At 72.1% G+C, this 25,757-nt stretch carries 23 protein-coding genes; 5 read left to right on the forward strand and 18 right to left on the reverse strand.

Annotation, left to right across the window (positions count from 1 at the left end; genetic code table 11):
* Positions 1-5: 5 nt before the first annotated feature.
* Positions 6-719 carry an MBL fold metallo-hydrolase gene (locus tag SRB5_RS10210; RefSeq protein ID WP_323377666.1) on the reverse strand — a complete coding sequence of 238 codons (714 nt, stop codon included), beginning with the start codon at positions 717-719 and terminating at the stop codon, positions 6-8.
* Positions 720-899: 180 nt separating this feature from the next.
* On the opposite strand from SRB5_RS10210, the gene SRB5_RS10215 reads away from it, so the two are divergent.
* The gene (locus tag SRB5_RS10215) at positions 900-1,745 is read left to right on the forward strand and encodes a peptidylprolyl isomerase (protein ID WP_323377464.1); all 846 of its coding nucleotides are present in this window, start codon (positions 900-902) and stop codon (positions 1,743-1,745) included.
* Between the two features lie 250 nt (positions 1,746-1,995).
* Positions 1,996-3,225: a DUF349 domain-containing protein gene (locus SRB5_RS10220; protein WP_323377466.1), complete on the forward strand. Its 1,230-nt coding sequence runs from the start codon at positions 1,996-1,998 to the stop codon at positions 3,223-3,225.
* 69 nt (positions 3,226-3,294) lie between these two features.
* Here the strand turns inward: SRB5_RS10220 and SRB5_RS10225 are convergent, their stop codons facing one another.
* From SRB5_RS10225 to pgsA, 15 genes are all read right to left on the reverse strand, one after another.
* Positions 3,295-5,772 (reverse strand): RelA/SpoT family protein, encoded by a 2,478-nt coding sequence (locus SRB5_RS10225; protein ID WP_153451159.1) that lies wholly within the window; start codon positions 5,770-5,772, stop codon positions 3,295-3,297.
* Between the two features lie 108 nt (positions 5,773-5,880).
* Positions 5,881-6,420, reverse strand: coding sequence for an adenine phosphoribosyltransferase (locus SRB5_RS10230; protein ID WP_153451160.1), 540 nt, complete (start codon positions 6,418-6,420; stop codon positions 5,881-5,883).
* 138 nt (positions 6,421-6,558) lie between these two features.
* Positions 6,559-7,707, reverse strand: coding sequence for a protein translocase subunit SecF (gene secF / locus SRB5_RS10235; RefSeq protein WP_153451161.1), 1,149 nt, complete (start codon positions 7,705-7,707; stop codon positions 6,559-6,561).
* Between the two features lies 1 nt (position 7,708).
* Entirely contained in the window at positions 7,709-9,517 is a 1,809-nt protein-coding gene (gene secD, locus SRB5_RS10240) for a protein translocase subunit SecD (RefSeq protein ID WP_323377468.1), read from the reverse strand.
* 117 nt (positions 9,518-9,634) lie between these two features.
* The gene (yajC, locus tag SRB5_RS10245) at positions 9,635-10,066 is read right to left on the reverse strand and encodes a preprotein translocase subunit YajC (protein ID WP_323377470.1); all 432 of its coding nucleotides are present in this window, start codon (positions 10,064-10,066) and stop codon (positions 9,635-9,637) included.
* A gap of 172 nt (positions 10,067-10,238) precedes the next feature.
* On the reverse strand, positions 10,239-11,312 hold the full coding sequence (ruvB, locus tag SRB5_RS10250) for a Holliday junction branch migration DNA helicase RuvB (RefSeq protein ID WP_323377471.1): 1,074 nt from the start codon (positions 11,310-11,312) through the stop codon (positions 10,239-10,241).
* Between the two features lie 44 nt (positions 11,313-11,356).
* A complete protein-coding gene (ruvA, locus tag SRB5_RS10255; RefSeq protein WP_194292892.1) occupies positions 11,357-11,971 on the reverse strand; it encodes a Holliday junction branch migration protein RuvA in 615 nt (204 codons plus the stop codon).
* Positions 11,968-12,594, reverse strand: coding sequence for a crossover junction endodeoxyribonuclease RuvC (ruvC, locus tag SRB5_RS10260; protein WP_323377472.1), 627 nt, complete (start codon positions 12,592-12,594; stop codon positions 11,968-11,970). Before ruvC ends, ruvA begins: the two co-directional genes overlap by 4 nt.
* 259 nt (positions 12,595-12,853) lie before the next feature.
* Positions 12,854-13,606: a YebC/PmpR family DNA-binding transcriptional regulator gene (locus SRB5_RS10265; RefSeq protein WP_323377474.1), complete on the reverse strand. Its 753-nt coding sequence runs from the start codon at positions 13,604-13,606 to the stop codon at positions 12,854-12,856.
* A gap of 61 nt (positions 13,607-13,667) precedes the next feature.
* A complete protein-coding gene (pdxT, locus tag SRB5_RS10270) occupies positions 13,668-14,255 on the reverse strand; it encodes a pyridoxal 5'-phosphate synthase glutaminase subunit PdxT (RefSeq protein ID WP_407703896.1) in 588 nt (195 codons plus the stop codon).
* Positions 14,256-14,346: 91 nt separating this feature from the next.
* Positions 14,347-15,252 carry a pyridoxal 5'-phosphate synthase lyase subunit PdxS gene (gene pdxS, locus SRB5_RS10275; protein ID WP_323377476.1) on the reverse strand — a complete coding sequence of 302 codons (906 nt, stop codon included), beginning with the start codon at positions 15,250-15,252 and terminating at the stop codon, positions 14,347-14,349.
* A 162-nt stretch (positions 15,253-15,414) separates the two neighbouring features.
* Positions 15,415-15,966, reverse strand: a complete 552-nt coding sequence (locus tag SRB5_RS10280) for a hypothetical protein (RefSeq protein ID WP_323377477.1) — start codon at positions 15,964-15,966, stop codon at positions 15,415-15,417.
* A gap of 45 nt (positions 15,967-16,011) precedes the next feature.
* Entirely contained in the window at positions 16,012-17,172 is a 1,161-nt protein-coding gene (locus SRB5_RS10285; protein ID WP_323377478.1) for a glycosyltransferase family 4 protein, read from the reverse strand.
* Positions 17,169-18,059 carry a phosphatidylinositol mannoside acyltransferase gene (locus SRB5_RS10290; RefSeq protein WP_323377667.1) on the reverse strand — a complete coding sequence of 297 codons (891 nt, stop codon included), beginning with the start codon at positions 18,057-18,059 and terminating at the stop codon, positions 17,169-17,171. Before SRB5_RS10290 ends, SRB5_RS10285 begins: the two co-directional genes overlap by 4 nt.
* On the reverse strand, positions 18,059-18,739 hold the full coding sequence (gene pgsA / locus SRB5_RS10295; protein ID WP_153451164.1) for a phosphatidylinositol phosphate synthase: 681 nt from the start codon (positions 18,737-18,739) through the stop codon (positions 18,059-18,061). The genes SRB5_RS10290 and pgsA overlap by 1 nt, the downstream gene beginning before the upstream one ends.
* A gap of 211 nt (positions 18,740-18,950) precedes the next feature.
* Between pgsA and SRB5_RS10300 the strand changes: the two genes are divergently transcribed.
* A complete protein-coding gene (locus tag SRB5_RS10300; RefSeq protein WP_153451165.1) occupies positions 18,951-21,149 on the forward strand; it encodes an elongation factor G-like protein EF-G2 in 2,199 nt (732 codons plus the stop codon).
* Positions 21,150-21,234: 85 nt separating this feature from the next.
* Positions 21,235-22,947, forward strand: a complete 1,713-nt coding sequence (locus SRB5_RS10305) for a hypothetical protein (protein WP_407703897.1) — start codon at positions 21,235-21,237, stop codon at positions 22,945-22,947.
* Positions 22,948-23,654: 707 nt separating this feature from the next.
* Here SRB5_RS10305 and SRB5_RS35845 read toward each other — a convergent pair.
* Both SRB5_RS35845 and SRB5_RS10310 read right to left on the reverse strand, forming a co-directional pair.
* A complete protein-coding gene (locus tag SRB5_RS35845; protein ID WP_194292887.1) occupies positions 23,655-23,819 on the reverse strand; it encodes a hypothetical protein in 165 nt (54 codons plus the stop codon).
* A 187-nt stretch (positions 23,820-24,006) separates the two neighbouring features.
* Positions 24,007-24,264, reverse strand: a complete 258-nt coding sequence (locus SRB5_RS10310; protein WP_323377480.1) for a hypothetical protein — start codon at positions 24,262-24,264, stop codon at positions 24,007-24,009.
* Positions 24,265-24,509: 245 nt separating this feature from the next.
* Here SRB5_RS10310 and SRB5_RS10315 point away from each other — a divergent pair, with 245 nt between their 5' ends.
* Positions 24,510-25,745, forward strand: coding sequence for a serine/threonine-protein kinase (locus SRB5_RS10315; protein ID WP_153451166.1), 1,236 nt, complete (start codon positions 24,510-24,512; stop codon positions 25,743-25,745).
* The last annotated feature ends 12 nt before the right edge of the window (positions 25,746-25,757 follow it).

The following is a 25,757-nucleotide window of genomic DNA, read 5'->3' on the forward strand; positions in this document are numbered from 1 at the left end:
ACTCGTCACATTCCTCGTCGGGGAGCGGCTGACGTGCCGCCCGGGCCGGCGGCGGCCACGTCCCGCAGGAAGGGGTTGGTGGCGCGCTCGCGGGCGATGGTCGTCTGGGGGCCGTGGCCGGACAGGACCACGGTCGAGTCGTCGAGGGGCAGACACACGCGGGCCAGCGACTCGGCCATCTCGTCCGGGTCACCGCCGGGCAGGTCGGTGCGTCCGACGGAGCCGGCGAACAACAGGTCGCCCGAGAAGAACACCTGCGGAACGTCGTCCGCCTCGGGCATCCGGAAGGTCACCGACCCCTTGGTATGGCCGGGCGCGTGCGCGACGGTGAGCGTGAGCCCCGCGAGTGTCAGCTCCGCCCCGTCCGTGAGCTCCTTCACGTCGTCCGGCTCGCCCACGGTCAGCTCGCCCATCAGCTGGGCGCCGATGGAGGCGCCCAGGGCGCGCTCCGGGTCGCTCATCATGTAGCGGTCGGACGGGTGGATCCACGCGGGGACGCCGTGCGCGCCGCAGACCGGGACGACGGACGCGACATGGTCGATGTGGCCGTGGGTGAGCAGCACGGCGACCGGCTTCAGCCGGTGCCTGGCGACCGCCTCGGCGACGCCGTCCGCGGCACGGTGGCCCGGATCGATGATCACACACTCCTCGCCGGCGGCGGGGGCGACCAGATAGCAGTTGGTCCCCCAGGCCCCGGCGGGGAACCCGGCAATGAGCACGATCATCCTTCGAATCGTCAACAGGGGAGGGCGGCCTGTGACGTCTTGGTCACGGGCCGACGTCCACAGCGTACCGGCGCTGCTCATCGGGGGGCGAAGCGATATACCGTACGCCTCACACACATCCGTTTTTTCGATATGCCTGGCTGGCAGGCGTCCGAGGCAAGGGAGAGGTACGCGGTGGTCACCAAGGACCAGCGGCGGCGGCAGCTCGCCCGGGAGAAGTTCGAGCGGCAGCAGCAGCGTCGGGTACAGGCGCGGTCACGCGCGCGGCAGCGCAACATCGTGATCGCGTCCGCACTCGCCGTGATCCTGGCGGGCGGCGGCATCGTCTGGGCCGCGGCCCCGTGGGAGAAGGACGACACCAAGGACAACGCCTCCGCGGACGCCTCCCCGAGCGCGGCCCCCACGTCGAAGGCCCCGGACCCGTGCGAGAAGCCGGCCGAGGGCGCGGTCAAGACGGCCACGTACAAGAAGGAACCGGCCCTCGCCATCGACGAGTCGGCCGACTACACGATGAAGCTCGAGACCACCTGCGGCGACATCGGCATCGACCTGAAGGCGAAGGCCGCGCCGCACACGGTGAACTCCTTCGACTTCCTGGTCGGCAAGGGCTACTTGGACCACACCAAGTGCCACCGGCTCACCGACCAGGGCATCTTCGTGCTCCAGTGCGGTGACCCGAAGGGCGACGGCACCGGCGGCCCCGGTTACACCATCCCGGACGAGAACCTGAAGGACCCGGTCCTGAAGGGCGACGTGTACCCGGCGGGCACGGTGGCCATGGCCAACCAGTACAACGCCCAGGCCAAGCAGGGCCGCGACACCGGCGGCAGCCAGTTCTTCCTGGTCTACCAGGACAGCCCGCTGCCGCCCGACTACACACCGTTCGGCACGATCGACGAGGCCGGCATGAAGACCCTGAAGAAGATCGCCGACGCGGGCGTCGGTCCGATGGAGCCGTCGCAGAACACCCCGCCGAACGCGACCGTGGTGATCAACAAGGCGACCGTCACCAAGAAGTGAGCCGGCGGCGCGTACCCGGGCCCGGGCGCCCGGGTACGCGCTTACCGGGCGGCCGGGTGTGATTGGTCTCGCGCGGGATGCGGACAGCCGGGCCACCGGTCGCCTATGTTGGCGTTGTGTAAGGCGCCCGAGCCGGCAACCGTCGGCCGGGTGGAGAACCGGCCGGAGCCGAACGGACGCTGTCCGGCCGAAGACAACTGTGGACGATACCGGCGGGTCGACCCGCTTTGGTGTCATATGAGGAGGCGCTGTGAGCAGCGACCCGTGGGGCCGTGTCGATGAGTCGGGAACGGTGTATGTGCGTACGGCCGACGGTGAGCGCGCCGTAGGTTCGTGGCAGGCCGGTTCGCCGGACGAGGCCCTCGCCTACTTCAAGCGCAAGTACGACGGTCTGGTCGTGGAGATCGGCCTCCTCGAGCGCCGCGTGCGGACCACCGACCTGTCCGCCAAGGACGCGACCACCGCGATCGAGCATCTGCGCGCGCAGGTCGTCGAGGCGCACGCCGTGGGCGATCTCCAGTCCCTCGCCGAGCGGCTGGACAAGCTGGTGGCCTCCGTCGAGGAGCGCCGCGAGGAGCGCAAGGCCGCCAAGGCCAAGCAGTCGGAGGAGGCGCGTTCGGCCAAGGAGACGCTCGTCGCCGAGGCCGAGGAGCTGGCGAACTCCGAGCAGTGGCGGGCGGCCGGCGAGCGGCTGCGCGCGCTGGTCGACACCTGGAAGGGCCTGCCGCGGCTGGACCGCAAGAGCGACGACGAGCTGTGGCACCGTTTCAGCCACGCCCGTTCGGCGTTCTCCAAGCGGCGCAAGGCGCACTTCGCGGCGCTCGACGCGCAGCGCGAGGACGCCCGCCGGCGCAAGGAGAAGCTGGTCCAGGAGGCCGAGGCGCTGTCCTCGTCGCGCGAGTGGGGGCCGACGGCCGCCCGCTACCGCGAGCTGATGGCCGAGTGGAAGGCCGCCGGCCGGGCGCAGCGGGAGTCCGAGGACGATCTGTGGAACCGCTTCCGCGGCGCGCAGGACGTGTTCTTCCAGGCCCGCGGCGAGGTCTTCGCGGAGCGGGACACCGAGCAGCGGGAGAACCTGACGCGCAAGGAGGAGCTCGCGGCCGAGGCGGAGAAGCTGCTGCCGATCGCGGATCTGAAGGGCGCGCGTGCGGCGTTCCGGGCGATCAACGAGCGCTGGGAGGCCATCGGCCATGTGCCGCGGGACGCCCGGCCGAAGATCGAGGGGCGGATGCACGCCGTGGAGCGGGCGCTGCAGGAGGCCGAGGAGGCCGAGTGGCGCCGTACCAACCCGGAGGCCCGGGCGCGTGCGGCGGGCCTGACCGGTCAGCTCCAGGACGCGGTCGACAAGCTGCGGGGCCAGATCGACACCGCCCGGGCGCAGGGCAACGACGCGCGGGCGGAGAAGCTCTCCCGGGAGCTGGAGGGCCGCCAGGCGCTGCTGGACCAGGCGCTGAAGGGGCTGCAGGAGTTCGGGGGCTGACCCCGCGCGCAGGCTGACGGCGCAGGGCCCCGGTTCGCTGCGAACCGGGGCCCTGCGCCGTACGTACCGTCAGTTGTTACGGGCCGACGTCACCCGGTACACGTCGTACACGCCCTCGACCTTCCGTACCGCCTTCAGGACGTGCCCGAGGTGCTTGGGGTCGCCCATCTCGAAGGTGAACCGCGAGGTGGCCACCCGGTCGCGGGAGGTCTGCACGGCCGCCGAGAGGATGTTGACGTGCTGGTCCGACAGGACCCGGGTGACGTCCGACAGCAGCCGCGAGCGGTCCAGGGCCTCGACCTGGATCGCCACCAGGAAGACGGACGACTGGGTGGGCGCCCACTCGACCTCGAGGATGCGCTCGGGCTGCTGCGACAGCGAGTCGACGTTCACGCAGTCCGCCCGGTGCACCGACACGCCGTTGCCCCGGGTGACGAAGCCGATGATGGGGTCGCCCGGCACCGGGGTGCAGCAGCGGGAGAGCTTGACCCACACGTCGTCGACGCCCTTGACGATCACGCCGGGGTCGTTGGCGGAGCGGCGCTTCTTGCCGCGGCCGCGCAGCGGGGGCGCCGTCTCCTCGATGTCCTCGCTGGCCGCCTCCTCGCCGCCGAGCGCCTGGACGAGCTTCTGCACCACGTTCGGCGCGGAGACGTGCCCCTCGCCGATCGCCGCGTACAGCGAGGAGATGTCGGGGTAGCGCATCTCGTGCGCGATGGTGACGAGCGAGTCGCCGGTGAGGATGCGCTGGATCGGCAGGTTCTGCTTGCGCATGGCGCGGGCGATGGAGTCCTTGCCCTGCTCGATCGCCTCGTCGCGGCGCTCCTTGGAGAACCAGGCGCGGATCTTGTTGCGCGCGCGCGGCGACTTGACGAAGTTCAGCCAGTCCTGCGAGGGACCGGCGCCCTGCGCCTTGGAGGTGAAGACCTCCACCGTGTCGCCGTTGTCGAGCGTCGACTCCAGTGGTACGAGGCGTCCGTTGACCCGGGCTCCGACGGTCCGGTGGCCGACCTCGGTGTGCACGTTGTACGCGAAGTCGACGGGCGTGGCGCCGGCCGGCAGCGCTATCACGTCCCCCTTCGGGGTGAACACGAAGACCTCGTTGCGCGACAGGTCGAAGCGCAGCGCGTCGAGGAACTCGCCCGGGTCCTCGGTCTCCTTCTGCCAGTCCAGCAACTGGCGCAGCCACGCCATGTCGTTGACGGTCTCCTCGCCCTTGCCGGAGCGGCGGGGGGTGTCCGTGCGGACCTTGGACTGGCCGGCGACGGCCTCCTGCTTGTACTTCCAGTGCGCGGCGATGCCGTACTCCGCGCGCCGGTGCATGTCGAAGGTGCGGATCTGCAGTTCAACGGGCTTGCCGCCGGGGCCGATGACCGTCGTGTGCAGCGACTGGTACATGTTGAACTTGGGCATCGCGATGTAGTCCTTGAACCGTCCGGGGACGGGGTTCCACCGCGCGTGGATGGTGCCGAGGGCCGCGTAGCAGTCGCGGACGGTGTCGACGAGGACCCGGATGCCGACCAGGTCGTAGATCTCCGCGAAGTCCCGGCCGCGGACGATCATCTTCTGGTAGACGCTGTAGTAGTGCTTGGGGCGGCCGGTGACGGTCGCCTTGATCCGGGCGCTGCGCAGATCGCCCTGGACCTCGTCGGTGACGACGGCCAGATACTCGTCCCGCTTGGGGGCGCGCTCGGCGACCAGCCGGACGATCTCGTCGTACATCTTGGGGTAGAGGATCGCGAAGGCGAGGTCCTCCAGCTCCCACTTGATGGTGTTCATGCCGAGCCGGTGGGCCAGCGGCGCGTAGATCTCGAGGGTCTCGCGGGCCTTCTGCTCCTGCTTCTCGCGGCGCAGGTAGCGCATGGTGCGCATGTTGTGCAGCCGGTCGGCGAGCTTGATCACCAGGACGCGGGGGTCCTTGGCCATGGCGACGACCATCTTGCGGACCGTCTCGGCCTGCGCGGCCTCGCCGAACTTGACCTTGTCCAGCTTGGTGACGCCGTCGACGAGGAGGGCCACCTGGTCGCCGAAGTCCAGCCGCAGGGTCTCCAGGCCGTACTCGGTGTCCTCGACCGTGTCGTGCAGCAGTCCGGCCATCAGGGTCGCCGGGTCCATGCCGAGCTCGGCGAGGATCGTCGTCACGGCGAGCGGATGGGTGATGTACGGGTCGCCGCTCTTGCGCTTCTGGCCCCGGTGCCAGCGCTCGGCGACCTGGTAGGCGCGCTCGATCTGGCGCAGCGTGGAGGTCTCGGCCTTCGGGTCGTTGCCGCGCACGATCCGCAGCAGCGGCTCCAGCACCGGGTTGTACGGGCTCTGCCGCTGGACGCCGAGGCGGGCGAGGCGGGCCCGTACGCGGTTGGGCGAGCCGGAGCGGGCGGGCGCGCCCGGCGTGGGACGGGCAGCCTTGGCCGGGGCCGGGCCGGGGCGCGCGGCGGAGCGGTCCCGCTCGGGACCGGCCGGCGGGCGCGAGCCGTTCGGCTCGGCGGGCGCGTCGGCAGCCGTCTCGTCGGGCTGCGCGGCGGCGTGGGGCTGGGCCTCGTCCTGCAAGTGCACTCCCTCTGGCAGTCCGGACCTCCTTCGGGCGAACACCGCACGAAGGAGCCGGGTAGCCATGGTAACGGGCCGAAGCCGCGCCCCACGCGCCGGTCCGCCCCCTCAGACGGTGACCAGGGCCTCCAGCGGCGCCCCGCTCAGGGCGGCCTCGGCCTTGGCGCGGCCGTCCAGGAAACCCAGCTCCATCAGCACGGCCAGCCCGGTGACCTGTGCGCCCGCCCGGCGGATCAGCTCCAGGGATGCCTCGGCGGTGCCGCCGGTGGCGAGCACGTCGTCGATCATGAGCACCCGGTCGTCCGCCGTCAGGGCGTTCGCCTGGATCTCGACCTCGGCGCGACCGTACTCCAGTGCGTACGTCTGTCCGAGGGTGGCGCCGGGCAGCTTGCCGGCCTTGCGCACGGGGACGAAGCCCACGCCGGCCCGCACGGCCACGGGGGCGGCCAGGATGAAGCCGCGGGCCTCCAGGCCGACGACCTTGGTGGCGCCCTGGCGCAGACAGATCTCGGCGAAGGCGTCGGTGAGCGCGGTGAACGCGGCGGAGTCGGCCAGCAGCGGGGTGATGTCCTTGAAGACGATGCCCGGCTTGGGGTAGTCGGGTACGTCCTTGATCCGGCTCAGCAAGAGCTCCTGCAAGCTGGTCATCAACCGCCTCATCCGTGAGAAAAGTCCGCCGTGCCGGTACGGCCCGTGCAGCCTGAACGGTAGCAGTGCGCCGGGGGCGGACACGGCGAAGGGGCGCCGGATCGGATCCGGCGCCCCTTCGGCTCGTGCGTATGCCGCTCAGCGGCGCTTGCCCGAGGGACGGCCGCGGCCGCGGCCCCGCGAGGACGGCTGACGGCGCTGGCCGCCCACCACCCCGGGACCGCCGTGCGCGGCACCCGCCGGCTCGGCGTCGACGGGCTCGTCGTCGGCGTCCGCGGACTCCTCGGCGGCCTTCTCCTCCCGCGCGCTGCGGGCGTCGGAGGCCCGCCGGGCGGCGACCCGCTTGGTGTGCGCCCGGATCTCCGGGTCGCGCTCCTTGAGGTCCACCACCAGCGGTGTGGCGATGAAGATCGACGAGTACGCACCGGCGGCCAGACCCACGAAGAGCGACAGCGCGATGTCGTTCAGCATGCCGCCGCCGAGCACGCCGCCGCCGATGAACAGCAGACCGGCGACCGGCAGCAGCGCCACCACGGAGGTGTTGATCGACCGGACCAGCGTGCCGTTGAGCGAGCGGTTGGCCAGCTCGCGGTAGGTGAACCGGGTCTGCTTGGTGAAGTCCTTGCTGGACTCCTTCAGACCGTCGAACACCACGACCGTGTCGTACAGCGAATAACCGAGGATCGTCAGCAGACCGATCACCGTACCCGGTGTGACCTCGAAGCCCACCAGGGCGTACACACCCACGGTGATGGTGAGGTCGTGGATCAGGGCGATCAGCGCCGCGACGGCCATGCGCCACTCGAAGGCGATCGCGAGATAGATCACCACCAGGACCATGAAGATCCACAGACCCTGCCAGGCCTTGCTGGCGATCTGCTCGCCCCAGCTGGGACCGACGAGCTGGGCGTCGATCTTGCCGGCGTCCGCGATCCCGAAGTCCTCGGCCAGCGCGCTGCGGACCTTGTCCGACTCGCTGGTCTCGATGCCCGCGACCTGGATGCGCAGCTTGTCGCCGCCGAGCTGCTGGACGATCGCCTGGTGGCCGGAGGCCTTCTCCGCGGCCTCCTGGGCGTGGGCGACCGAGACCTGGGTGTTCTGCGGCGTGGTGAAGACCGCGCCGCCCTGGAACTCAATGCCCATGTTCAGACCGCGGACCAGGAAGCCGGCGAGCGCCACGACGGTGATCAGGATGGAGATGCCGTACCAGATGAACCGCTTGGCGACGAAGTCGTAGCCGACCTCACCGCGGTAGAGCTTGGCGCCAATATCGCCGAGTCGCGACATCTCACGCCTCCTTCGTCAGGTCGAGCGGGGCGGCGGTGCGGCGACCGCGGCGGATGGGGGGCTGCACCCCGAGCCGGCGCGGGTCGAGACCCGACCAGGGATGCCCGCCGGAGAAGAACTTGGTCCGCGCCAGCAGGGTCACCACCGGCTTGGTGAAGAGGAAGACCACGACCACGTCGAGCACGGTGGTCAGGCCCAGGGTGAAGGCGAAGCCCTGCACCTTGCCGACGGTCACCGCGAAGAGCACCGCGGCGGCCAGGAAGGACACGAAGTCGGAGACCAGGATCGTGCGCCGCGCACGCGGCCAGGCACGCTCCACGGCCGGGCGCAGCGAGCGCCCGTGCCGGATCTCGTCCCTTATACGTTCGAAGTACACGATGAACGAGTCGGCCGTGATACCGATCGCCACGATGGCACCGCAGACGGCCGGCAGGTTCAGCGCGAAGCCGATGGTCGGGCCGAGGAGCGCCATGATCGTGTACGTCAGGGCGGCCGAGACCAGGAGGCTGGCGATCGCGATGAGGGACAGCCCGCGGTAGTAGAAGACCAGGTAGATCACGACCAGGGCGAGACCGATGGCACCGGCGATCAGACCGGCCTGCAGCTGCTCGGAGCCGAGCGCCGCGGACACCGTGTCGACGGAGGCCTCCTCGAAGGACAGCGGCAGCGCGCCGTACGACAGCACGTTGGCCAGCGACTCCGCGGACGCCTGGGTGAAGCTGCCCTCGATGAAGGCCGAACCGCCGGCGATCGACTCGCTGACGCTGGGCGCGGAGACGACCTGGCCGTCGAGCTCGATCGCGAAGCGGTTCTGCGGCGGGGCCTTCTGCGAGATCTCACCGGTGACGGAGGCGAACTTCTTGCCGCCGGAGCCGGTGAAGTCCATGTTGACGATCCAGCCGCGGCCCTGCTGCGTGTCGTACGAGGCCTGGGCCTTGTCGACGTCCGTGCCGAGCACCGCGGCCGCGCCGAGCGCGTACTTCTCGGCGCCGTCCTCGGAGCAGGCGACGATCGTGGCCTTCTCGGTGGCCTTGGCGGCCGTCTCGGCGGCCGCCGCGCGCTTCTCGGCGGTGGAGCAGTCGAGCTTGTCCAGGGCCGCCTGGGTCTTGGCGTCCACACCGGGGGCGGCGGGCGCCTGCTCGGCGGGGGCCGGGGAGCCGGTGGCCGCGGGAGAGGCGTCGGCCTTCGGGGACTCGTCCGCCTTCGGGGAGCCGGAGGCGGCGGGGCTCTCGTCCTGCTGCTTCAGGCCCTGGGTGAGCGCACGGCCCTGGGTGGTGGAACTGGCCGACGGGGAGGCCGAGGCGTCACCCTTGTCGGATTTGTCACTCTTGGCCTTATCGGTCTTCGCCGTGTCGCTGGGGCTCGGCGTGGGGCTGGCCGGCTGCTGCGCGGTGGGGGAACCCGCAGCAGAGGTCAGGACGGGGCGGAAGTACAGCTTGGCCGTGGTGCCGACCTGCTCGCGCGCCGTCTTCTGGTCCGTGCCCTTGGGGATGTTGACGATGATGTGCCGGTCGCCCTGGGTCTGGACCTCGGCCTCGGAGACACCCAGGCCGTTGACGCGGCGCTCGATGATGCCGACCGCCGTGTCCATGTTCTGCGGGTTGATCGCGCCCTGCTTGCCGGGCTGCTCCTTGGCCTCGAGCGTGATGCTCGTGCCACCGGCGAGGTCGATGCCCAGCCGGGGCTTCGTGTGGCCGGAGATGAACATCCCTCCGGTGAGCGCGACGAGGGCGATCAGGATCACCAGCAGCGGGCGCCCAGGCCGGCTCTGCGATCCCTGGGCCCCGCGGCCCCTGTTCGGTGCTGCCACCTTGTCGTTTCTCCTGTCCAGCCACCGCACCCGCGACCTGGTCGGATCACGGGCCGGCGAAGTCTTGTGAAGACACCCCTGCGGCCCTCGGCCGCCGCGCGGACGGCCGGGAACGGCCTACTTCGTGGCGGTGCCGTCCTGGTCGTCGCCGTCCGCCGAACCCTTGGCCTTGCCCAGGTCGACCTCCGTGGCGTCGTCGTCCGGGGCACCGGTGAGGGACGAGACGTCCTCGGGGGCCTCCGGCAGGTCGTCGTCCTTCTCCGGCTCGACGCCGTGCACGATGCGGTTGTACTCCTCGTCGTCGAGGACGACGCCGATCGCGTTCTTGGCGTAGTACGCGTGCACGCCGGGCGCGACCTCGAGCAGGACCGAGTCGTCCTGGACCTCCTTGACCACGGCGTACATCCCGCCGATGGTCCGCACGCCGGAGCCCGGCTGCATGGTGTCCCGCATCTGCGCCGCAGCGCGCTGCTTGTTCTTCGCCGACCGGGTCATGAGGAGCATGGCCCCGATCAGAATGATGAACGGCAGTAGAAGTCCGATATCCACGGTGTCTTGATTTTCCTTTAATGGCCGCATTGGCGGCCTCGAATTCGGGGGTGGGGCGTCGTCCGCCGGACGGATGACGTCGGCGGAGTCTAAGCCAGTCTCCACCTGATGAACAACGCCCAGCATGGCACCGCGGTTCCTGGCCTGGCCAATCCCCCCGCCGCCGTACGGGTCACATATCCGGCAGCGGGGTTTGACGGACGCTCCCGGGCGACCCCTGCGGCGGCACGAGGCCCAGGTGGGCCCACGCCGCGGGGGTGGCGATCCGGCCGCGCGGGGTGCGGGCGAGCAGTCCCTCGCGTACCAGGAAGGGCTCGGCGACCTCCTCGACCGTCTCCCGCTCCTCCCCCACCGCGACGGAGAGCGTCGACAGACCGACCGGGCCGCCGCCGAACAGCTTGAGCAGCGCCAGCAGCACCGCCCGGTCCAGCCGGTCCAGGCCGCGGCCGTCGACCTCGTAGACCTCCAGCGCCCGCGCCGCGAGCTCCTTGGTGACCTCGCCGTCCGCCTTGACCTGCGCGTAGTCCCGCACCCGGCGCAGCAGCCGGTTCGCGATACGGGGCGTGCCGCGGGAGCGGCCGGCGATCTCGGCGGCGCCGGCCGGGTCGATCGTCACGTCCAGCAGCCCGGCGGAGCGGTGGATCACCCGCTCCAGCTCGCGCGGGGCGTAGAACTCCATGTGGCCCGTGAACCCGAAGCGGTCGCGCAGCGGGGGCGGCAGCAGACCGGCCCGTGTCGTGGCCCCGACCAGGGTGAACGGCGGCAGCTCCAGCGGGATCGCGGTGGCGCCGGGGCCCTTGCCGACGATCACGTCGACGCGGAAGTCCTCCATCGCCATGTACAGCATCTCCTCGGCCGGCCGGGACATCCGGTGGATCTCGTCGAGGAAGAGGACCTCGCCCTCCTGGAGGGAGGAGAGGATCGCGGCCAGATCCCCGGCGTGCTGGATCGCGGGGCCGGAGGTGACCCGGATCGGGGCGCCCATCTCCGCGGCGACGATCATGGCCAGGGTCGTCTTGCCGAGGCCGGGGGCGCCGGAGAGCAGGACGTGGTCGGCGGTCGCCCGGCGCCCGCGGGCGGCCCGCAGGACGAGGTCCAGCTGCTCGCGGACCCGCTCCTGGCCGATGAACTCGGCCAGGTCCTTCGGGCGCAGGGCGGCCTCGACGGCCGCGTCCTCGATGTCGGCCGCCGCCGCGACGAGGCGGCCGTCGGCCGGCTCCTCGCCGTGCGGTGCGTCCCATGTCACGTCAGGTCACCTCGGGTGCGATGGTCGGTCGTCGGTCCGTACGGTCATCGGGCGCGGTTCAGCGTCTGCAGCGCCGCGCGCAGCAGCCGGCCCACGTCCGCGGTCCCCGCGGCCTCCGCCTGGGGCGCCACGGCCGCCACGGCGTCCTCCGCCTCCCGGGGGGCGTAGCCGAGGCCGGTGAGCGCGGTGTGCAGCTGGTCGCGCCAGGGGGTGGGGCCGGTGGCGGTGCCGCGGGCGCCCGGGACCGCGGAGCCCACCGGCTCGCCGAGGCGGTCCTTCAGCTCCAGCAGCAGCTTCTGGGCGCCCTTCTTCCCGATGCCCGGGACCGCCGTGAGGGCCTTCTCGTCGCCGGTGGCCACCGCGATCCGCAGGGCGTCCGGGGAGTGCACGGCGAGCATCGCCTGGGCCAGCCTCGGGCCCACGCCGGAGGCGGTCTGCAGCAGCTCAAACACCTGCCGCTCGTCGTCGTCCGCGAAGCCGTACAGGGTGAGCGAGTCCTCCCGGACGACCAGGCTGGTCGCCAGCCTGGCCTCCGCGCCGATCCTGAGGCCCGCCAGGGTGCCGGGCGTGCACTGCACGGACATGCCGACGCCGCCGACCTGGAGGACGGCGGAGTCCGGCGCGAGGGCGGCCACCGGGCCGCTGACGAAGGCGATCACGGGCGCCCCTTCGGTTGCTGGGCGGCCGCTGCCGCCTGGGCTTCGCGCAGGCGCTGCTGCGCGCGGGTCTCGGTCGTACGGGTCGGGGCCTCGAGGAGGCGCTCCTGCGCGGGCGTGAGGCCGGCCCGCGCGCGGCGGAGGCGGTCCTGGGCGGGGGCGCGCCAGATGTGGCAGATGGCCAGCGCGAGGGCGTCGGCCGCGTCCGCGGGCCTGGGGGGCGCGTCCAGCCGCAGCAGGCGGGTCACCATGGCGCCGACCTGGGCCTTGTCCGCGCGGCCGGAGCCGGTCACGGCGGCCTTGACCTCGCTGGGGGTGTGCAGGGCGACCGGGAGGCCGCGGCGGGCGGCGCAGAGCATCGCGGCCGCGCTGGCCTGGGCGGTGCCCATCACCGTGCGGACGTTGTGCTGGCTGAAGACGCGTTCGATGGCCACGAGGTCGGGGGTGTGGGCGTCGAGCCAGGTCTCGAGGCCGCGCTCGATCTCCAGCAGGCGTTCGTGGACGGGGGCGTCCGGGGGTGTGCGGATCACGCCTACGGCCTTCATGTGGAGGGGGCGGCCGGGAGTGCCGTCCACCACGCCCACGCCGCAGCGGGTCAGGCCTGGGTCCACGCCCAGTACGCGCACGTCGGTGCCCCCTTCTTGTCGCCGGTAACGGCAGGTTAGTCGGTGGCACCGACAACGCCTCGGCGCTGGTCGCGGTTGCGCTGCGGGGGCTTCGCCCCCGGACCCCCTTTTCGGCGCTGGCGCGCCTCGTCCTCAAGCGCCGGACGGGCTGGAAGGGGTGCCGTTGCGCTCTCGGCCGCCGGACAAGCGGAAAACACCCCCGACACGCCGCGGTGCGGCACCCCCGTCGGGGATGCCGCACCACTGCGGGTGTCACCGCTTACGCGTCGACCTTCTCCATGATCTCGTCCGACACGTCGAAGTTCGCGAAGACGTTCTGCACGTCGTCGCTGTCCTCCAGCGCGTCGATCAGGCGGAAGATCTTGCGCGCGCCCTCCTCGTCCAGCTCCACCTGCATGGTGGGGACGAAGTTGGCCTCCGCCGAGTCGTAGTCGACGCCCGCGTCCTGCAGCGCCGTGCGGACGGCGACCAGGTCCGTGGCCTCCGAGATCACCTCGAAGGACTCGCCGAGGTCGTTGACCTCCTCCGCGCCCGCGTCCAGGACCGCGCCGAGGACGTCGTCCTCCGACAGCTCGCCCTTGGGGACGATGACGACGCCCTTGCGGTTGAAGAGGTACGACACCGAGCCGGGGTCGGCCATCGAGCCGCCGTTACGGGTCATCGCGACGCGGACGTCGGAGGCCGCGCGGTTGCGGTTGTCGGTGAGGCACTCGATGAGGACCGCGACGCCGTTCGGGCCGTAGCCCTCGTACATGATCGTCTCGTAGTCGGCGCCGCCGGCCTCGAGGCCCGCCCCGCGCTTGACGGCCGAGTCGATGTTCTTGTTGGGGACCGACTGCTTCTTGGCCTTCTGCACCGCGTCGTAGAGCGTGGGGTTGCCCTCGAGGTCGGCGCCGCCCATCCGGGCCGCGACCTCGACGTTTTTGATCAGCTTCGCGAAGAGCTTGCCTCGCTTGGCGTCGATCACGGCCTTCTTGTGCTTGGTGGTTGCCCACTTAGAGTGGCCGGACACGGTGTGGCTCCATTCAACGACACTACGGAGAAACGAACGACTGGATCCTACCGGGACAGCGTCACCCCGCGGCGCGCACCATCGCCGCGAACAGCCGGTGCACCCGGTGGTCCCCGGTCAGCTCGGGATGGAAGGACGTCGCGAGCAGGTTCCCCTGCCGTACGGCGACCGCGTGCTCGCCGTGGCGGGCGAGGACGTCCGCCCGCGCGCCGACCGACTCGACCCACGGCGCCCGGATGAAGACGCCCTCCACCGGACCGCCCTCGATGCCGGCGACGTCGACGGCCGCCTCGAAGGACTCGTTCTGCCGGCCGAAGGCGTTGCGGCGGACGATCATGTCGATCCCGCCGATGGTCTCCTGGCCGGACCGGGGGTCGAGGATCTTGTCGGCCAGCATGATCATGCCGGCGCACGAACCGTACGCGGGCATCCCGGCGCGCACCCGCTCGCGCAGCGGCTCCATCAGCCCGAAGGCGATGGCCAGCTTGGAGATCGTGGTGGACTCGCCGCCCGGCAGGACCAGCCCGTCGACCGCGGCCAGCTCCTCGGGGCGCCGTACGGTCGTGCCGGTCGCGCCGGCGCTCTCCAGGGCCGCGAGGTGCTCGCGGACGTCGCCCTGCAGGGCCAGGACACCTATCACGGGGGACACGGGACACAACCTCTTTCGTACGGAACGACGGCGGACGGCCCGGCCCCGCGGGGTGCCGGGTCCGGACCGTCCTGGGTACTGATGCGGGCGATTACCAGCCGCGGTTGGCGTAGCGCTCGGACTCGGGCAGCGTGTCGCAGTTGATGCCGACCATGGCCTCGCCCAGGTTCCGCGACGCGTCCGCGATGATCTTCGGGTCGTCGAAGAACGTGGTGGCCTTGACGATCGCGGCGGCGCGCTTGGCCGGGTCGCCGGACTTGAAGATGCCGGAGCCGACGAACACGCCCTCGGCGCCGAGCTGGCGCATCAGCGCGGCGTCCGCGGGGGTGGCGACACCACCGGCGGAGAAGAGCACGACCGGGAGCTTCCCGAGCTTCGCGACCTCGGCCACGATCTCGTACGGGGCGCGCAGCTCCTTGGCGGCGGCGTACAGCTCGTGGTTGTCCAGGCCGCGCAGCTGGGCGATCTCGTTCTTGATCTGGCGCAGGTGGCGGACGGCCTCGACGACGTTGCCGGTGCCGGCCTCGCCCTTGGAGCGGATCATGGCCGCGCCCTCGGCGATCCGGCGCAGGGCCTCGCCCAGGTTGGTGGCGCCGCAGACGAAGGGGGTGGTGAAGGACCACTTGTCGGAGTGGTTGACCTCGTCGGCCGGGGTCAGGACCTCGGACTCGTCGATGTAGTCGACGCCGAGGGACTGCAGCACCTGGGCCTCGACGAAGTGCCCGATGCGGGACTTGGCCATGACGGGGATGGAGACGGCCTCGATGATGCCCTCGATCATGTCCGGGTCGGACATCCGGGCCACACCGCCGTCCTTGCGGATGTCGGCCGGCACCCGCTCCAGCGCCATGACCGCGACGGCGCCGGCGTCCTCGGCGATCTTCGCCTGCTCCGGCGTGACGACGTCCATGATCACGCCGCCCTTGAGCTGCTCGGCCATCCCGCGCTTCACGCGGGCGGTGCCGGTCTCGGGGGCCTGGGAGGGGTTGCTGGACACGGTTGACCTCACTCGTGTGACGAATGGTGCGATGTATCTATCGTAGGCGCGTTCGGGGGCAAGTCCGACCACGGGCCGGCTGACCCTCGGGCCAGGAAACCGCAGGCAGCGCGCGCGGGGAAAGAGCCAATCGCAGGGCCGTGGCCATCTGGCCCGGCGGTGTCAGCGGGCGACGCGTTCGGTCAGGGCCGTGGGCGGCTCGTCGTCCATCTCGAAGGCCAGCGGGAACGGGGCGTGTCCCGCCAGCCGGAACAGCCGCACCTTGCGGTGCCGGCGCAGCGCCCGCGCGGCCCGGACGGCGTCGTTGTGGAAGCGGCGGGCCATCGGGACCCGCCGGGCGGCCTCCGCCAGCTCCCCGACGGATTCGTCGCCGCCGGGCGCCCGGCGCAGGGCCTCGATCTGCTCGGGCTCCTCGAAGACCGCCCGCAGGGCCTGGCTGAGCTCGCTCTCGGCGACCTCCCGCTGGTCCTCCTCCGCCTGCCGGGCGGCGTGCGCGGCCTGGTGCAGGACCATGGCCGCGGCGGGATCCAGCAGCCCGCTGACGGCCAGTTCCTGGGTGACGGAGGCCCGGCGCAGCAGCTGGGCGTCCAGCGCGGCCCGGGAGGCGTCGATCCGGGTGTGCAGCCGGTCCAGCCGGCCGGCCGTCCAGCTCAGATAGACCCCGATCAGGAACAGGGCGACGGCGATCCAGACCAGTGACAGAGGGAAGTCCACGAGCGACGAGGCTAGCCCCTGCGTGAGGGGGCCCCGTACACGGGACTAGTCCCGCGCCAGCCCCAGCCGGCTCCACAGGCCCGCGCGCTCGTCCTCCGCGACGGACGCGGCGCCCTGGGTGACCGTCTCGTACACGGACAGGATGTCCGCCCCGACCGTCGACCAGTCGAAGCGCTGTACGTGCCGTCGCGCCCGGTCCCGCAGCTCCGCGCGCCGTGCGGGGTCGCGCAGCAGGTCCACCGCCTTGGCGGCGAGGTCGTCCGCGTCCTCGCTCGTGAACAGCTGCCCCGCCTCTCCCCCGTCGAGCACCTGCGCGAACGCGTCCAGATCGCTGGCCAGTACGGGCGCGCCCGCCGACATCGCCTCGACCAGGATGATCCCGAAGGACTCGCCGCCGGTGTTCGGCGCCACGTACACGTCGACGCTGCTCAGCAGCTCGGCCTTGGCCTCGTCGGTGACCATGCCGAGGAACTCGACCCGCTCGCGCATCTCCTTCGGCAGCCCCGCCACGGCCTCCTTCTCGTCCCCGCGCCCGGCGACGAGCAGCCGGGTGTCCGGGAGCTCCCGCAGGATCTTCGGGAGGGCGGCAATCAGTACGGGCAGGCCCTTGCGCGGTTCGTCGATCCGCCCGATGAAGCCGAGGGTGCCGCCCTGCCACTCGGCCCGGGGCCGCGCGCGTTCGAAGAAGCCGACGTCGACGCCGTTGGGGATGACGACCGCGTCACCGCCCAGATGTTCCACGAGGGTGCGCCGGGCGTACTCGCTGACCGCGATCCGCGCGCTGATCTTCTCCAGCGCGGACTGCAGGATCGGGTACGCGGCGATCATGCCGCGCGAGCGCGGGTTGGACGTGTGGAAGGTGCCGACGATCGGCCCCTGCGCCGCCCAGCAGGCGAGCAGCGCCAGCGACGGCGACGCGGGTTCGTGGATGTGCAGGACGTCGAAGTCGCCGTCGTGCACCCAGCGCCGGACCCGGGCGGCGGACAGGAAGCCGAAGTTGATCCGGGCCACCGAGCCGTTGTACGGCACGGGCACCGCACGGCCCGCGGAGACCACGTACGGCGGCAGCTCGGTGTCCTCGTCGGCGGGCGCCAGCACGGACACCTCGTGGCCGCGGCCGATGAGGTGCTGGGCGAGATCCCGGACGTGGAACTGGACGCCGCCCGGCACGTCCCAGGAGTACGGGCAGACGATGCCGATCCTCACCGGGGCTCCAGGTCGTCGAGCCAGAAGCGCTGCAGCATGTGCCAGTCCTCCGGGTGATCGGCGATCGCCGCGGCGAACACGTCGGCCACCCGCTGCGTCATGACGGCCGTCTTCTCCGCCCGGGTGCCCTCGGCGGGCACCTCGACCGGGGGGTGCACACGGCCCTGGAGTATCGACGAGTCGTCGTACCAGAGCGTCACGGGCAGCAGCAGCGCCCCCGTCTGCTGGGCGAGCATCGCCGGACCGGCCGGCATCTTGGCCCGGCCGTCGAAGAAGTCGACCTCGACGCCCGACGCCGACAGATCCCGGTCGGCGACCAGGCACACCAGGCCCCCGGCGCGCAGCCGCCGCGCCAGTACGCCGAAGGCGCCGGCGCCCTCGTGGGCCAGCACCTCCATGCCGAGGCTCTCGCGGTACGCCACGAACCGGTCGTACAGGCTCTCGGGCTTCAGCCGCTCGGCGACGGTGGTGAACGGCACCTCCAGCTTGCTGGTCACCCAGGCGCCGGCCATGTCCCAGTTCCCCATGTGCGGCAGCGCGAGGATCACCCCGCCGCCGGCCGCCAGCCCGTCTTCCAGCCAGTGCGCGTCCTTCGGGTCGAACCCGTCGCGCATCCGCTGCTTGCTGTACGCGGGCAGCCGGAAGGCCTCCATCCAGTACCGCAGGTACGAACGCATCCCCGCCCGCGTCAGCTCCGCCAGCTCCGCCGCGGACGCCTCGGGGCGCACCCGCGCCAGGTTCGACCGCAGCCGCCGTACGCCCTTGCCGCCGCGCCGCCAGGCGGTGTCCGCGATCCGGTTGCCCAGCGCCCGGGCGGCCGGTTCGGGCAGGAGCTTGACCGCGGACCAGCCGGCGCCGTACGCCGCGTCCGTCAGCCGGTCCTTGATCACGCGCTCTCCCCCCGCCCCGCGCCGGCCGCCGCCTCCTCGGCCGCCGCCGCGTCCGCCTCGGCCGACTCCCGCCGGACGGTGACCACGCGCTGCCCCAGGGTGATGAGGCTGCCGACGGCGACCACCCACAGCGCGATCGGGAGGAGCACGTCGATGTGCGGGACGCCGAACTTGTGCAGCCCGGAGAACCCGGCCAGCGTCAGCGAGATCACCAGCCGCTCGGCGCGCTCGACGAGCCCGTTGACGTTCACGGGCAGGCCGATGCTCTCGCCGCGGGCCTTGGTGTACGACACGACCTGCCCGCTGGCCAGGCAGAAGATCGCCACCGCGCAGAGCGTGATGCTGTCGCCCTCGCCCGCGTACCAGAGCGCGAAGCCGCCGAAGATCGCGGCGTCCGCGACCCGGTCCAGGGTGGAGTCCAGGAAGGCACCCCAGCGCGAGGACACCCCGGCCTGACGGGCCATGTTGCCGTCGACCAGGTCGGAGAAGACGAACAGGGTGATGATCACCGTGCCCCAGAAGAACTCGCCCCGCGGGTAGAAGGCCAGGGCTCCGGCCATCACTCCGGCGGTCCCGATCAGGGTCACCGCGTCGGGGCTGACCCCGCGGCGCAGGAGAAAAGCGGCGAACGGCGTGAGAACACGCGTGAAGAACGCACGCGCGTACTTGTTCAGCATGGCCTTCCCGATGGTTGCTGGACCTGGGGCCCACGTCGTCAGAGAAAAACGCAGCCGGGGCCGATGGGCCCGCCCATCGTAGCCACGGCGCCACGGGCGCGTGCCGGTGGACCCCGGCGCATCGTCCCTTGTGTGACGTATGGACGCATCGTGACCACGGTGGAAAGCTCGATGCACCGAAGGTTTCGAGCCTCGGAAGGCGGGACTACACATGGGTGACAAATCGAGTGCACACCCCGGAGCCGCCGGCAGGGCAGCCACGGCCGCCCAGCCCTCCTCCATCCGGAACGTGGTGCTGGTCGGCCATAGCGGATCCGGGAAGACCACGCTGGTGGAAGCGCTGGCGCTGGCGTCGGGAGCCGTGACCCGGGCCGGCCGGGTGGAAGACGGCGGCTGCCTCTCCGACTACGACGAGATCGAACACCGGCAGCAGCGTTCCGTACAGCTGTCCCTCGTGCCGGTGGAGTTCAACGGCATCAAGATCAACGTACTGGACACCCCCGGCTACGCCGACTTCGTGGGCGAGCTCAGAGCCGGTCTGCGCGCGGCGGACGCGGCCCTCTTCGTCGTCTCGGCGGCGGACGGCGTGGACGGCGCCACCCGGATGGTGTGGGAGGAGTGCGCGGCGGTCGGCATGCCGCGCGCCATCGTCGTCACGCATCTGGACGCGGCGCGGGCGGACTTCGACGAGATGACGGCGGTGTGCCGGCGGGTCTTCGGCGGCGACGACCCCGACGCCGTGCTCCCGCTGTACCTGCCCCTGCACGGCGAGGAGGGGCCGGACGGACAGGCCCCGGTCGCCGGACTGATCGGGCTGCTGTCCCGGCAGATCCACGACTACACCTCCGGCGTGCGGGTGGAGCGGCCGCCGGACGCCGCACATCTGCCGCTGATCCAGCGGGCCCGGGACCGGCTGATCGAGGGGATCATCGCCGAGAGCGAGGACGAGACCCTCATGGACCGCTATCTCGGCGGCGAGGAGATCGACGTCAAGACGCTGGTGGAGGATCTGGAGACGGCCGTGGCCCGCGGCTCCTTCCACCCGGTGCTGGCCGCCGCGGCGGCGCCCGAGGGCGGCACGCAGGGCCTGGGGACGATCGAGCTGCTGGAGCTGATCACCGGCGGCTTCCCGACGCCCGCGGAGCGGGAGGTCCCGGCGGTGACGACGCCGCACGGCGACCCGCGCCCGCCGCTGGCCTGCGATCCGGAGGGCCCGCTGGCCGCCGAGGTCGTCAAGACGTCCTCCGACGCGTACGTCGGCCGGCTGTCGCTGGTACGGGTCTTCTCCGGCACCCTGCGCACCGACGCCACCGTGCACGTCTCCGGCCACGGCATGGAGGACCGGGGACACGAGGACCACGACGTCGACGAGCGGATCGGCGCCCTCTCCTCGCCGTTCGGCAAACAGCAGCGCCCGCTCACCCGGGCCGTCGCCGGTGACATCGCCTGCGTGGCGAAGCTGACCCGCGCGGAGACCGGCGACACCATCTCGGCGAAGGACGAGCCGCTGCTGATGGAGCCGTGGGTGATGCCGGACCCGCTGCTGCCGGTGGCCATCCAGGCGCACAGCAAACAGGACGAGGACAAGCTCTCCCAGGGCCTGTCCCGGCTGGTCGCCGAGGACCCGACGATGCGGCTGGAGCAGAATCAGGACACCGGCCAGGTGGTGCTGTGGTGTCTGGGCGAGGCGCACGTGGACGTGGCGCTGGAGCGGCTGCGCGCCCGCTACGGCGTCGCGGTGGACGCGGTGGCGCACAAGGTGTCCCTGCGCGAGACGTTCGGGGCCAGGGCCTCGGCCCGCGGCCGGCACGTCAAGCAGTCCGGCGGACACGGGCAGTACGCCATCTGTGAGATCGAGGTGGAGCCGCTGCCGGGCGGGTCGGGCATCGAGTTCGTCGACAAGGTGGTCGGCGGTTCGGTCCCGCGCCAGTTCATCCCCTCGGTGGAGAAGGGCGCCCGCGCCCAGGCGGCCCGGGGAGTGGCCACCGGCTACCCGCTGGTCGACGTGCGGATCACCCTCACCGACGGCAAGGCGCACTCCGTCGACTCCTCCGACGCCGCGTTCCAGACGGCGGGCGCGCTCGCCGTGCGGGAGGCCGCCGCCCAGGTGAGGATCCATCTCCTGGAACCGGTCGCCGAGCTGCGGGTCCTGGTGGGCGACGAGTACGTCGGCCCCGTGATGAGCGATCTGTCCGGCCGCCGCGGCCGGGTGGTGGGCACGGAGCAGGCGGCCGGCGCCCGCACTCTCGTACGGGCCGAGGTGCCGGAGATCGAGATCGGCCGGTACGCGGTGGACCTGCGCTCGCTGTCCCACGGCACCGGACGCTTCAGCCGTTCGTACGTACGACACGAGCCGATGCCCCCACAGGTCGCGGCCAAGATCCGGGAACAGCAGGAAGAGGGCGGCTGACCGGCGCTAACCTGGGCGACAGGTGTGCGGGGGGCCGTAGTTGGGAATGGCCGCACCAACGTTTCTTTCGCGTGTGGGGGTCAGTGTGGCGAGGTCGAGGGATCCCTTCCAGCAGGAGGGCGGGCTGGATCTGCGGCCCGGGGCGGAGATTCCGGTCGCCGGCGGCGCCGGACAGACCGCCGCCACCAACGCGCTCGCCTCCGCCGCCTACCGCGACGGCAACCGCGGCGAGGACGACAAGATCGGCGACTGCAATGTGGCCAAGATCCTCGAGGCCGACAACGAGTGGCACAAGTCCACGGTCAAACCGGGGAAGCTCAAGCTCTTCGAGGTGAACCTCGGCGAGGCGTTCGCGCGCGCCGTCCAGCTGCGGATGCTGGGCGGCAAGCGCAAACAGCTCGTCCAGTCCTTCGGGATGGAGCCGCAGACGGTCGTCGAGCACTGTCTGTCGGCGTCCGGTATCCGCCGTGCCCGCGACAACCAGCTCACCGTGATCATGCTGGTGTTCGGCCTGGCGTTCCTGCCCGGCCTGCTGCTCTGGCTCGGCGCATTCTGGCTGCGCCGGATCTTCGCCGGCGCGCAGGACAAGAAGGTCAACGCGTACGGCATGGCGGCGCTCGCGGCGATCGGCATCCTGGCGCTGCTGGTCTTCATCAGGATGCCGCTGAACGGGCTGGCGGGCGTCTACGCCCGCGCGATGGTCATCGCACCGGTGGTGGGCTGGCTGTGGGCCAAGCAGATCTGTGAGCGGACCGCGAAGGACCTGCGGTCGCGCTGGGCCGGTCTGCTCAGCGGCGGCGGCGTCGCCGCGAAGGTGCCGGAGGCGGTGCCGCGCACGCCCGGGGAGACGGCCGCGGAGGCGCTGCGGATGAGCCTGGCGAAGCTGTCCGCGGAGCAGCAGAGCAACGTCGTCTTCTACGCGGGCCCCAAGGGGATACTGGGCATGGGCACCCGCTGGGGCAGCTGGCAGCTCGCCGAGGACCTCGTCCCGCTGGAGGCGGGGACGGACATCAACCCGTTCCGCAGCTGGGACGTCATCCGGGCGATCCACGACCAGCTCCGCCTCCTGGAGCGCAAGCCCGTCCACACCGGGGGCTTCCCCGCGCCGTCGATACGCCACTGGGTGGTGTCCCCGGTGGGCGAGAAGGCCGGGGAGGTCTCGCGGCCGTCCGGCACGGAGACGGACGGGTTCAGCATCAAGGACTTCGAGGTCCAGCGGATCTGCAACGACCAGCAGTTCGGCAGCGGCAACCGGCACTATCTCGGGGTGCAGTTCGTCCTGTGGGACGGGCAGCTGATCATCACGCTGCTGGTGACGGTGACGGTGCTGCACCAGACGCTGCGGATCGAGGTCACGGGGCACGCGCTGGGGCCGGTGCATCCGCTGTTCACCTCGAAGCCGTCGGCGCCGTCCAAGGACGTCCCCAAGAGCTTCAAGTTCTGGGAGACCAAGTCGGTGCCGCTGCCGGTCGTCCCGGCCCGGGAGGTCGTGCGGCTGGCGGTACGGGCGCCGTTCCACCGGCTGCCGGGGTTCCTGGAGTGGGCGGGCGGGAAGCTGTCCCTGCCCGAGCCGTTCGGGCTGCGGCATGTGTGGGCGGATCCGCCGTGGCGTCACCGGTTCATGGCCGATGACGCCTTGCGGGCGGCTACGCCGGTGCTTCGGGTGGTTCATACGGCGGCGTTGCGGGTGCTGGCCGAGCACGGCGTCGACACCTCCGCCTTCGGCGACAGGTCCCGGTTCCTCAGCGGGGCGGTCCAGGGCGCGGAGCCGCGCAAGGCGGACGTCTACGACGCGTGACCCCTGCGGGGGGCTCCGCGGTGTCCGTCTCGCCCTCGGCGGCGGCTCGCCTCCGGCGGGGCGGGCGTTGTGCTCTTGGTGGGCCGGGGGCCGTCGGCCTGCCGCGCCTCCGGCGCGGGGAATGTCCCACCCGCAAAGCCACCCGTGACCGGACAGCAGGGTGACCCCAGGCCGACTACGGAGAAACCGCCGGCCGCCGACGCGGGCAAGGGGACGTCCGACACGCCTGCGCGCGTACGGGAAACGCACCCAACCCGACCACGACGCGGCAGTACGCGCGCAGGTGTGTCGGGCGGCCCCGACCCACCGTGACGGCGGCGCACCCCCCGCCCAGCGGCGACCCGACGACGCGAACAAGACCCCTATCCAGCCCGCCCGGCGTTTGAGGGCAAGGCGCGCAGCGCCGAAAAGCCCGGCCGAGCCTCCGCGGCCAAGGCGCGCAGCGCCGTCAAAGCCCGGCCGCAGGCCGAGAGCGCGAAACAGCCGAATCCAGCCCCGCCGGCGCCGGAGGCAAAGGGCTCCCGGCGCCGGCCCGAAGGGCCGGGGGGCACCGCCCCCCGGAGGAGACGCGTCAGGCCCGGGGATCTCCCCAGATCCCCGGGCCACGCGTCCGTCCGCCGCACCCCCGTCCCCACGGGGCTGAGCCGGCTGTCCCCGACCCGGGCCGCTCTCCCGGATCATCAAGACAGGCACTCCGAGCTACACGCTCAAAGCCCCATCATCCCGGCCACGGACGACGCATTGAGGGCGACCGCCTCCCACCCGCCGAAGGCGACGGTGAGGAGGGCCGCGAGAGGAAGGACCATGGCGAGCGCCACCACCGGATGCCGCCGCCCGGGCGCCGTACCGCGTCCGAAGATCTGCGCCGGCATGGTCCGTCCTCCTGATGTCTTGGGGCGGCGGGCGTTTGACCTCGGGGGACGAGTGCTGCGCCCGCCGCTTGACTTCAAATCTAGGCGCGGGAGGCCCGCGGGTCGTCATGCCCGCGTACCGCTTCCCGGGCCTCCCCGAGGATGACGCGGCGTCACCTCGGCTACTCCCCAGGGTGGAGAGGGGGTCCTAGGTCCCCGGGTCTTCCCCCAGGGGACGCTCCGACTCGTCGGTACGCGGCACCGGATGCTCCACCAGCGCGAGCACCCGCGCCGCCATGAACCGGGCCGTGCGGACCACGGTCCCGTTGCGCGTGACCTCGCTCACCTCCACCACGCCACGTTTGACGGACGTCTCGACGCGGCGGCCCGCCCGGGAGGCCACGACGAGGTACGTGCGGGTGGAGTCACCCGCGTCCACGACTATCTCGACACGATCGCCTTTCACAGCGGCAATCCCCCTGTCCGAGACGGCGGTTCACCGGACCCCACCGGCCCACCGACCACCGTCTTCCCGTACCTCCATGGTCCCACCCGGCACCGACAATCCGGCGCTCGGAGGACCCGAACGGGCGTGGGAGCCACCGGTGTTTCGCGCCCAGGCTCTAAGCTGTCCGGGACAGGCCGCACGGCACCGCGCGAGCACGGGCGGCACGGCATCGGGCAGCACACACACCGCAGCGGGGATGATCGATGGCGATGATGCGGCTCCGGCGCGAGGATCCGCGGGTCGTCGGCTCGTTCCGCATTCACCGGCGGCTCGGCGCGGGCGGCATGGGCGTGGTGTATCTGGGTTCGGACCGCCGCGGCCAGCGGGTGGCGCTGAAGGTCATCCGCCCGGATCTGGCGGAGGACCAGGAGTTCCGTTCCCGCTTCGCCCGCGAGGTGTCCGCCGCGCGGCGGATCCGCGGCGGTTGTACGGCGCGGCTGGTGGCGGCCGATCTCGACAACGAGCGGCCGTGGTTCGCCACGCAGTACGTCCCCGGGCCCTCGCTGCACGACAAGGTGGGCGAGGACGGCCCGCTGCCGGCGGCCCGGGTGGCGGCGATCGGCGCCGCGCTGGCGGAGGGGCTGGTCGCGGTGCACGAGGCCGGTGTGGTGCACCGGGACCTGAAGCCGTCGAACATCCTGCTGTCCCCCAAGGGCCCCCGGATCATCGACTTCGGCATCGCCTGGGCGACGGGGGCGAGCACGCTCACGCACGTCGGTACGGCGGTGGGTTCGCCCGGGTTCCTCGCGCCCGAGCAGGTGCGCGGGGTGGCGGTGACCCCGGCGAGCGACGTGTTCTCGCTGGGGGCGACGCTGGCGTACGCGGCGACGGGTGACTCCCCCTTCGGGCAGGGCAGTTCCGAGGTCATGCTGTACCGGGTGGTGCACGAGGACCCGCAGCTGCGTGGTACGCCGGACGCGCTGGCGCCGCTGATCCAGGCCTGCCTCGCCAAGTCCCCCGCGGACCGGCCGACGACCCTGCAGCTGTCGCTGCGCCTGAAGGAGATCGCGGTCCGCGAGGCCCGCGGCGCCACGGCCCCCACCGCGCCCGCGCCCCGCACGGCCGAGCCCCGCACGGAGTCGATGCCCCCGCCGGCCGGCACCGGACACGAACGGACGGGCCCGGACCCGGCGTCCGGCGCGCAGAAAGCCCAGGGAGCCCAGGGAGCCCAGAGGCCCCACGGAGCCCAGAAGGCCCAGGGCGCCAAGAGCCCCGGCGCGACGGCCCGCCCCCAGCGCGCCCCCAAACGCCCCGCCCCCGCGTCCCGCCCGACGGGCGGCCGCACCCCCGCCCCCCGCCGGCCCGGCGGCCGCCGTCCGGCCCCCCGGCGCCCGGCACGCGACCGGATGCTCCGCCAGCGCCTGATCGTCTTCGTGATCGTCACCCTCCTGGTGGCCCTGGGCATCGCCGCGGCGCAGGGCTGCCAGGGCCCCCTGTGACGGCCTGGGGCG

The sequence above is a fragment of the Streptomyces smaragdinus genome (assembly GCF_009604385.1).
GTDB classification, from domain to species: Bacteria; Actinomycetota; Actinomycetes; order Streptomycetales; family Streptomycetaceae; genus Streptomyces; species Streptomyces smaragdinus.

Coding starts and splice junctions, on each gene's coding strand:
- SRB5_RS10230 (WP_153451160.1), bottom strand. CDS start 6,420: ATGACCAGCTTGCAGGAGCTCTTGCTGAGCCGGATCAAGGACGTACCC.
- secF (WP_153451161.1), bottom strand. CDS start 7,707: ATGTCGCGACTCGGCGATATTGGCGCCAAGCTCTACCGCGGTGAGGTC.
- pgsA (WP_153451164.1), bottom strand. CDS start 18,739: ATGCTGAACAAGTACGCGCGTGCGTTCTTCACGCGTGTTCTCACGCCG.
- SRB5_RS10300 (WP_153451165.1), top strand. CDS start 18,951: ATGGGTGACAAATCGAGTGCACACCCCGGAGCCGCCGGCAGGGCAGCC.
- SRB5_RS35845 (WP_194292887.1), bottom strand. CDS start 23,819: ATGCCGGCGCAGATCTTCGGACGCGGTACGGCGCCCGGGCGGCGGCAT.
- SRB5_RS10315 (WP_153451166.1), top strand. CDS start 24,510: ATGGCGATGATGCGGCTCCGGCGCGAGGATCCGCGGGTCGTCGGCTCG.